The following is a 7,802-nucleotide window of genomic DNA, read 5'->3' on the forward strand; positions in this document are numbered from 1 at the left end:
AGCTGGGATAGAATAAAGCTGAAAAAGATAAACAACTAAAAGTAGAAAACTAATATTGAGCTAACCATTAAATTCGAAATCTCTGTTCCAATAAATTTAATATGAACCTCATAATGTAAATTAAAAAATATATCGCAATGTTCTTGCTTGCAGTATGTCTCGCTCTTATCTGAATAAGATGATATTCAATCTTATCAACAATATAACTAATATAACAAAAGCAAATTAAAACATTCACGAAACAGAATTTGAAAATAACACCAGAGAAAAAATATTTTCAAGCTACTAGAAATTTCAACTATTTATCATGACTTTTTTATTTTTTAGCTCAAGATTGACAGATGTCTCGAAATTGTGTATATTAATCACAATAAAAATTTCGGAGGTGTCATGATGAGTCAATCAATGTTTAATGCGATTGATTGTTGCTGTCGAACAACGCGTTTTTGGCGATGTTCGGCCTGTTAGCATTGACGTTTTTTGGGAAATCATGACCTAAAAAGAGTTCAATGTCCACTTGGCTGGAGTTGAACTAAGGGCGCGAAAATTCTGGATTTCAGAATTTCGCGCCCTTTTTCTATCTATTGCGGCCATTTTCCCTAGCATCCCGCCAGCTAAACACTGCTCCAAATGATTAGAAAGGATCTTATTTATGCTTATTCATTCCATTTCAGAACTGATCGGTCATACGCCACTGATTGATCTGCAAATCAACATTCCAAATCACAGTCACATTTACGCCAAACTGGAGATGTTTAATCCAGGAGGCAGCATCAAAGACCGACTGGGCCAATACATGATTCAAGATGCGATTAATCGTGGTCAGGTAACTGAAGGTGTAACAACAATTATCGAACCTACTGCCGGCAATACCGGAATTGGGGTTGCCCTTGCCGCTCGACAACACCATTTGCCAACCATTCTGGTCGTACCGGAAAAGTTCAGTTTTGAAAAACAACAATTGATGAAAGCCTTAGGGGCAAAATTAATCAACACCCCCAGTGATCAGGGCATCAAGGGCGCCATTGAAAAAGCAGAAGAGCTTCACAATCAAACTCCTAACAGTTTCGTTCCAATGCAATTCAAAAATCCGGCCAACCCTGATACTTATTATCACACTCTGGCACCAGAGTTGCTTGACGACCTCAATGACCCAATTGACGCCTTTGTTGCCGGTGCGGGCAGTGGTGGGACATTTGCAGGCGTCGCTCGTTACTTAAAGGAGCAGAATCCGGCGACTCAAACCATCGTTGTGGAACCTGAAGGCTCAATTCTAAATGGTGGGCCTGCCCATCCCCATCGAACTGAAGGCATCGGTGTTGAATTTGTCCCACCATTTTTTAAAGATGTTCAAATCGACAAAACGTTAACAATTGCCGATGCCGACGCCTTTCATCAAGTTAAGGAGCTTGCCAAGAAGCAGGGATTATTCATTGGCAGTTCAAGCGGGGCTGCCTTGGCTGCCAGCTTAAAGGTTGCCAAGGCACTTCCCGAGAATAGTACCATTGTCACAATTTTTCCAGATAGCAGTGAACGTTACATGAGTGAAAATATTTATGATTAAAAATAAAGTGAGGTTATTAAAATGGAATTTGATACAAAATTAATTCATGGTGGTATTAGCGAAGATAAAGCAACCGGAGCAGTTTCGGTGCCGATTTATATGGCATCAACTTTTCATCAGCAAAAAATCGGTGAAAATCAATATGAGTATTCTCGTTCTGGAAACCCAACTCGAGAAGCAGTTGAAAAACTAATTGCCGAGTTGGAAGGCGGCACAGCCGGGTTTGCATTTGCTTCCGGTTCAGCTGCAATCGACACAGTCTTCTCAATGTTCTCCGCCGGCGACCATTTCGTCATTGGCAATGATGTCTACGGTGGTACCTTCCGATTGATTGACGCCGTTTTAAAACGCTTTGGCATGACCTTTACCGTGGTTGACACCCGCGACCTGGCCGCTGTTGAAGAAGCGATTACGCCAAATACCAAAGCAATTTACTTGGAAACGCCAACCAACCCGCTTTTACGAGTAACCGATATTGCAGCGGTTGCCAAGATTGCCAAATCGCACCAAATTTTAAGCATTATCGACAACACTTTCTCCTCGCCTTACGTTCAGCGACCGCTGGAACAGGGAGTGGATATTGTTCTTCACAGTGCTTCCAAGTATCTTGGTGGTCACAGCGACGTCATTGCCGGGCTGGTCGTCACTAAAGATGATCAATTGGCCGAAAAAATTGGTTACCTTCAAAATGCCATTGGTGGTATTTTGGCCCCTCAGGAAAGTTGGCTATTGCAACGTGGGATTAAAACGTTGTCTCTTCGAATGCGTGCTCATTTGGCCAATGCCGAAGCCGTCTTCAATTATCTATCAAACCAGCCACTTGTCAGCAAAATTTACTACCCTGGCGATCCGAACAACCCTGATTACGAAGTCGCCAAAAAACAAATGCACGGCTTTGGCGCAATGATTTCCTTTGAATTACAGGACGGACTGGATCCAAAACAATTTGTTGAACAACTGCACGTTATCACATTGGCCGAGAGTTTGGGTGCACTGGAAAGCTTGATCGAAATTCCGGCCTTGATGACCCACGGCTCAATTCCACGTGACATTCGGTTGAAAAACGGCATCAAAGACGAGTTAATTCGCCTTTCAGTCGGCGTTGAAGACCAAAAGGATTTGTTAGCCGATTTGGAACGCGGCTTCAATGAGCTTAAGAGGAGCGAGAAAAATGTTTCAGACAGCAAGGTCCATTCTCAAGCGTGATCCGGCAGCCCACAGTCTTTTAGAAGTTCTCTTAACCTACCCGGGGATTCGGGCCTTGTTTTGGTACCGAATCGCTCACTTTATGGCTTTTCATCGACTTTATACAATTGCCGGGTTCCTAAGTCAACATGCCGCCAAAGTAACCGGGATTTCAATTTCGCCGGAAGCCCAAATCGGTAAGCGCGTTTTTATCGATCACGGGATTGGCGTTGTGATCGGTGCCACTGCCGTGATTGAAGATGACGTCACTATCCTGCATGGCGTGACGCTGGGTGCCAGGAGGGCCGTTGAAGGTCGGCGACATCCCTATGTAAAAAAGGGTGCATTCATTGGCGCCAACGCCCAATTGCTTGGCACCATTACGATCGGTGCCTTTAGTAAAGTTGGCGCAGGGGCAATTGTCCTGAATAACGTGGCCGATAAAACCACAGTGGTCGGCAACCCTGCCCGAACCGTTAACAAGTTACCCGCTAAAGTCATTAACGTGACCTTCACGACAAACACGTCAACCACTAAAAATTAATAACTTACGAAAAACACCTTGATGAAAAGAGTTGCCAGTTGGCAAAAATATCATCAAGGTGTTTTTCGTATTTAACTATTGTGTCGAAAATAATTAGGGTCCGTCTGAAAACACATCAAATTAAGCTCAATTGGCGTTAAAAGCCAATTTTTTCTCGATTAAGATCGAATAATCATGAATGTAACATGGTAATTGCGTTACATTCATGAGATTTCTGCTATCTTAAAAGTTAAGGAGGACTATTAAATTGCAATTTGCTAATGTGTTACGAAAAAGAAGAAAAGAACTGCACTTAACCCAACAACATTTGGTTGGATATGAAGCTTCTGCTTTGCAAAGTGCTTATTCTGTTTCAAAATTTGGAATTCGTGGCTTGACTCAAGCTGCGGCCAAAGAATTGGCAGTAGATAAAATTACTGTTAATGCTTATAATCCAGGAATTGTTCGCACAAAAATGCGAGATGCAATTGATAAAAAATTGCAAAAATTAAACATGAAACAATAACGCAGCAACAAGCAAATTGTCTCAAAGAGATAGCGCTTGGTCGTGAAGCAAAACCTAGCTATGTAGCTGAAGTTGTGGCTTGGTTTGCTTCATCAGGTGCTGGGTATGTTACTGGACAATCACTTCAAGTTGATGATGGAATGAGATTTCATTAAAAAAATATTTAGAATAAATAATCTTTAATAACAATAAAAATAGTTATTAGAGATTTTTTTATCAAAAAAGCAAAAAAATAACACCTACATTATTTTTGGAAGATAAAATAAATTTGAAAATAATTTTGTATTATCAAAACGGCTTAACCACAATATATTGATTATAAATAACCAAAAAATCTACATGTTGTATTATTGAGCAGAAGATGCTATAGTATGTTTACACATATATTAGATAAAACAATAAATAATGATAGGAGCAAATATGAGTTATTATGATTATTCACAGTCACCAGTTGAATTTGCTTACAATAACAACGGCAAAAATATGCGAGCTATTAACTGGAATGACATTAAAGATGATAAGGATCTTGAGGTTTGGAACAGAGTTACTCAAAACTTTTGGTTACCTGAAAAAATCCCAGTTTCGAATGATATAAGTTCTTGGAATCAATTATCTGATGACTGGCAACAGCTTATAACTCGCACTTTCACTGGATTGACTTTATTAGATACAACTCAAGCAAGTGTGGGTGATGTAGCCCAAATTAAAAATTCACAAACTGATATAGAGCAAGCTATCTATGCAAATTTTGCTTTTATGGTTGCTGTCCATGCAAGATCATATGGAACTATTTTTTCTACTTTATGTACTAGTGAACAAATTGAAGAAGCGCATGAATGGGTAGTTAATAATGATGCTTTACAAGCAAGAGCGAAAGCGGTAATTCCGTATTATACAGGCAATGATCCGCTTAAATCAAAGGTTGCCGCAGCAATTATGCCAGGGTTCCTGCTTTATGGTGGTTTTTATTTACCATTTTATTTAGCTGCAAGAGGTAAATTGCCTAATACTGCTGATATTATTAGATTGATCTTAAGAGATAAGGTTATTCACAATTATTATAGTGGTTACAAATATCAATTGGCCGTAAAGAAATTAGCTCCAGCTAAACAAGCAGAAATGAAAAAATTCGTTTTTGATTTCTTAGATAAACTAATTGATTTGGAAAAGAAATATTTGCACGAGCTTTATGGTGATTTTGATTTGGTTGATGATGCAATTCATTTCAGTTTGTATAATGCAGGTAAATTTTTACAAAATTTAGGCTATGATTCTCCTTTTACCGCAGAAGAAACTTATGTTTCTCCAGAAGTATTCGCTCAATTATCAGCTCAAGCTGATGAAAACCATGATTTCTTTTCTGGTAATGGTTCTTCATATGTAATGGGAACAGGAGAGGAGACTAAAGATGATGACTGGGATTTCTAAAAAGCCATTAGTAGTCTATTATTCTTCCACTTCAAATAATACAGCACGCTTTGTAGAAAAGTTAGATTGTAATTCTATTAGGATTCCTATTAAACTCAGTAAAGAAATTTCAGTTTCTGAAGAATATATTTTAATTACGCCAACTTATTCTGGTGGCCATGGGACTACAGGTGCTGTGCCTAAGCAAGTTATCCACTTTTTGAACAAATTGGCTAATCGGCAAAAATGTATTGGTGTTATTGCTAGTGGAAATACCAATTTTGGTAATTCTTTTGCCTTGGCAGGGGATGTAATTTCTAAGAAATTACATGTTCCTTATCTATATAAATTTGAGTTAATGGGAACAACTGAAGATGTAAATAATGTTAATAAAATAATTGCTGATGCAGGTGAAGACAATGACTGATAATCTTAATCATGATTCATATATTTCTTTAAATGCACTTACTAAATTTAAAGATGAAAAAGGAAATTATAATTTTAAAGCTGACAAGGAAGCTACTAAGCAATATCTTGAAAATCATATTGAACCAAGAATGAAAAAGTTTGCTTCTTTAGAAGAAAAATTAGCTTATTTAGTTGATAATAATTACTATGATAAAAAAGTTCTAGATTTATATACAGCTAAATTTATTAAAGAAATTTTCAAATTAGCTTATGCACAAAATTTTAGCTTTTTGAACTTTATGGGTGCAGCTAAATTCTATAAAGCATATGCCTTAAAAACAAACGATAATAAACAATTTTTAGAACGTTTTGAAGATCGGGCTGTTATGAATGCTTTATTTTTAGCTGATGGCAATGAAGAACTGGCCTTGAATTTAGTTAAAGATATTATTAGTAATCGTTTCCAGCCAGCAACTCCGACTTTCTTGAATGCAGGTAAAAAGAGACGCGGTGAATATATTTCATGTTATTTGCTCAGAGTTGAAGACAATATGGAATCAATTTCACGAGCAATAAGCACAAGTCTGCAATTATCTAAACGTGGTGGTGGTGTTGCTCTATGCTTAACTAATTTGCGTGAATTAGGTGCACCTATTAAAAAAATGAAGAATTTATCTAGTGGGATAATTCCTGTAATGAAATTACTAGAAGATTCATTTTCTTATGCCAATCAATTAGGGCAAAGACAAGGTGCCGGCGCAGTTTATTTAAGTGCCCATCATCCCCAGATTATGCAATTTTTAGATACTAAACGAGAAAACGCTGACGAAAAGGTAAGAATAAAATCTTTATCACTTGGCGTAGTGATTCCAGATATTACTTTTGAACTAGCCAAAGAAAATAAAAAGATGGCTTTGTTTTCACCATATGATATTAAACGTGAATATGGTAAACCAATGTCAGATATTTCAATTACTAAAGAATACCAAAATCTCCTTAATAATCCACGTATTAAAAAGACATTTATCAATGCTAGAAAATTCTTCCAAACTATTGCTGAAGTTCAATTTGAATCAGGGTATCCTTATATTATGTATGAAGATACTGTCAATCGAAGAAACCCACAAAAGAAATTGGGGCGGATCGTGATGTCTAATTTATGTTCAGAAATTGCTCAGGTTAATACGCCAAGTACCTATAATGAAGACTTAAGTTTTAATAAGACGGGCTACGATGTTTGTTGTAATTTAGGATCACTTAATATTGCAGCAGCAATGAATAGCGCTGACAAGTTAGGTAGTTTGGTTTCTGATAGTGTTCAAGCGCTTAATCGTGTCGCCAGGTCTTCAGATTTAGATTGTGCTCCTTCAATTAAAAAGGGAAATAAAGCTAATCGAGCAATCGGTCTAGGAGCAATGAATTTACATGGCTTTTTAGCAACTAATCATATTTATTATGATTCACCAGAAGCAGTTGAATTTACAGGAATTTTCTTTTATACAATTGCATACCATGCATTTAAAGAATCAAATAAATTAGCTGAAAAGTATGGTGCTTTTAAAGGATTCAAAGATTCATCATATGCTAGTGGTGATTATTTCAAAAAATTTATTGATGAGGAAGTCTCACCGAAAACAGACAAGATTAAAGAAATTGTAGCTAAATATAAATTAGTTATTCCAACTAAAGAAGATTGGGAAGAATTGATTACTAAAATTAAAAAGACAGGTATAGCTAATGCTAACTTATTAGCAGTTGCACCTACTGGATCAATTAGTTATTTATCTTCATGTACACCAAGTTTGCAGCCAGTAGTAGCTCCTGTTGAAACACGCAAAGAGGCTGATTTGGGTCGAATTTATGTACCAGCTTATAAGATTAATAAAGACAATTATGAGTATTACGAAAAGGGTGCATATGAAGTAGGACCTAATGCTATTATTGATATTACAGCTGCTGCACAAAAGTATGTTGATCAATCAATTTCGTTAACTTTATTTGTTGAAGATAATGCAACAACAAGAGATTTAAATAAGGCTTATATTTATGCCTTTAAAAAGCGATGCAACTCAATTTATTATGTTAGAGTAAGAGAAAAAGTTTTAGCTGGTAGTGAGAACTTGACTGCAGACGAATGTTTAATTCAAAATGGTGCAGAATGCCAGAAATGTATGATTTAGTTTAATAAT

Annotated in this window: 6 protein-coding genes and 1 pseudogene; all 7 read left to right on the forward strand. The window is 37.0% G+C overall.

All coding sequences use genetic code 11. The features are described from left to right. Positions 1 to 652: 652 nt before the first annotated feature. The 7 genes and pseudogenes from HMPREF0518_RS08995 to nrdE all read left to right on the forward strand — a co-directional run bounded on the left by HMPREF0518_RS08995 (position 653) and on the right by nrdE (position 7,793). A complete protein-coding gene (locus tag HMPREF0518_RS08995) occupies positions 653 to 1,564 on the forward strand; it encodes a PLP-dependent cysteine synthase family protein (RefSeq protein WP_003627922.1) in 912 nt (303 codons plus the stop codon). Positions 1,565 to 1,585: 21 nt separating this feature from the next. Beyond that, positions 1,586 to 2,770 carry a trans-sulfuration enzyme family protein gene (locus HMPREF0518_RS09000; RefSeq protein ID WP_003627923.1) on the forward strand — a complete coding sequence of 395 codons (1,185 nt, stop codon included), beginning with the start codon at positions 1,586 to 1,588 and terminating at the stop codon, positions 2,768 to 2,770. After that, positions 2,736 to 3,293 (forward strand): serine O-acetyltransferase EpsC, encoded by a 558-nt coding sequence (epsC, locus tag HMPREF0518_RS09005; RefSeq protein WP_003630326.1) that lies wholly within the window; start codon positions 2,736 to 2,738, stop codon positions 3,291 to 3,293. Before HMPREF0518_RS09000 ends, epsC begins: the two co-directional genes overlap by 35 nt. Before the next feature lie 307 nt (positions 3,294 to 3,600). Continuing rightward, a pseudogene (locus HMPREF0518_RS09925) lies at positions 3,601 to 3,953 on the forward strand (SDR family oxidoreductase); the annotation flags it as partial. A 265-nt stretch (positions 3,954 to 4,218) separates the two neighbouring features. Then, positions 4,219 to 5,226: a class 1b ribonucleoside-diphosphate reductase subunit beta gene (gene nrdF, locus HMPREF0518_RS09015; protein ID WP_003630318.1), complete on the forward strand. Its 1,008-nt coding sequence runs from the start codon at positions 4,219 to 4,221 to the stop codon at positions 5,224 to 5,226. Beyond that, positions 5,207 to 5,632: a class Ib ribonucleoside-diphosphate reductase assembly flavoprotein NrdI gene (gene nrdI, locus HMPREF0518_RS09020; protein ID WP_003627927.1), complete on the forward strand. Its 426-nt coding sequence runs from the start codon at positions 5,207 to 5,209 to the stop codon at positions 5,630 to 5,632. The genes nrdF and nrdI overlap by 20 nt, the downstream gene beginning before the upstream one ends. Beyond that, positions 5,625 to 7,793 (forward strand): class 1b ribonucleoside-diphosphate reductase subunit alpha, encoded by a 2,169-nt coding sequence (gene nrdE, locus HMPREF0518_RS09025; RefSeq protein ID WP_003627928.1) that lies wholly within the window; start codon positions 5,625 to 5,627, stop codon positions 7,791 to 7,793. Before nrdI ends, nrdE begins: the two co-directional genes overlap by 8 nt. Positions 7,794 to 7,802: the final 9 nt, after the last annotated feature.

This window comes from Lactobacillus helveticus DSM 20075 = CGMCC 1.1877 (assembly GCF_000160855.1).
GTDB lineage: Bacteria > Bacillota > Bacilli > Lactobacillales > Lactobacillaceae > Lactobacillus > Lactobacillus helveticus.